Raw genomic sequence first — 1279 nt, forward strand, 5'->3', positions numbered from 1 at the left:
ACCGGTCGATGCAACGGCTTGCTGAAATCGTTCAGCTGGTGTGTCGAAGTCTAGTGTTTTTCGGGGACGTTCGTTGAGTCGCCTCGCCACAGCATTAAGTCTGGCCTGTGAATAACCAGAGAGATCGATACCTTTAGGGAAGTACTGTCTGAGAAGCCCATTTGTGTTTTCGTTCGAGCCACGTTGCCAGGGATGCTGCGGATGGTAAGTAGGCCAGAGGGGTTGCACCTCAAGCCTCTCGCAGAACCGTACGTGAGACTCTCGCCTCATACGGCTCCCGTCAGCCAACCGTTGCCCCAGCGACCCGCCAGTGAACGAACAACCGTGGGTAGACAGCTGCCATCTTGCGTAGCCATTCAGCGCTACGTCGTTTGTGTCGCGACAGTGTCTTGTACTTCCGTCTGGCCCAGCGCTCGAGCTTCCGATCGACATATTGGAAGATCGCATACATCGCCGTTCGATAGAACGCCCCATAGTAGTTCCACCACCCTTGTATCGTTGGATTGCATTGCTGCGCAAAGTCTTCAAGCGTGGCTGGAGTCCGACGATGTATCTGCCAACTCCGTACCGTTTGCCTCATCCGTTTCAGCGCATCGTTGCTCGCCGCCGGCAGGAAACTGGTGAATCGCCGGTTGTACCTGCTCATTGCCTGTCGCGGTCTAAACGTAAAACCGAGGAAGGTAAATTGCACGTTCGGATAAGCTAAGGTGCGGTTCACGTCCTTGCAGTACACGATCTTCGACTTCTCCGGATGCATCGTCAAACCACACTGCTCCAGCCGTGATGCGATAGCTCGCATCACTTCTTCCGCCTGCCCGTGACTGCGGCAGTGAACCACTGCGTCATCGGCGTAGCGGGCGAAAGGAAGTTGTTGGTAAGTCCGCGTCATCCAGCTGTCGAACGCATAATGCATGAACAGATTCATCAGGATAGGACTGACTACTCCGCCTTGCGGGGTTCCCCTCTGCCGAGGTAGTCGGGCACCGTCTGCAGTCTCGAATGGCGCAGTAAGCCACCGCTCGATATACAGCAGGATCCAGTCTTCCTTGATGTGGTTTCGCACCGCCTTCATCAACAACGCATGATCGATCTGGTCAAACGCCGCCTTGATGTCAAACTCAACGACCCAGTCGTACTGCCAGCAACGCTTGCGCGTGACGGCAATCGCCTGTTTCGCCGACTTACCCGGCCGGTATCCATACGAATCGGGATGAAACACCGGATCGAGTATCGGCTCGATCATGAGCTTGGCAACAGTTTGAGCGACTCGATCAGACAC

The 1279-nt window shown here is 55.4% G+C and carries 1 protein-coding gene and 1 pseudogene; both read right to left on the reverse strand.

Going from position 1 to position 1279, the window contains the following annotated elements; translation table 11 throughout:
* Nucleotides 1–201 (reverse strand): annotated as a pseudogene (locus tag P0D73_RS46445) (transposase); the annotation flags it as partial.
* A gap of 79 nt (nucleotides 202–280) precedes the next feature.
* The coding region (gene ltrA / locus P0D73_RS46450) for a group II intron reverse transcriptase/maturase (protein WP_408436458.1) at nucleotides 281–1279 on the reverse strand (999 nt) is incomplete at its 5' end.

The sequence above is a fragment of the Paraburkholderia sp. RL18-101-BIB-B genome (genome assembly GCF_046026985.1).
GTDB lineage: Bacteria > Pseudomonadota > Gammaproteobacteria > Burkholderiales > Burkholderiaceae > Paraburkholderia.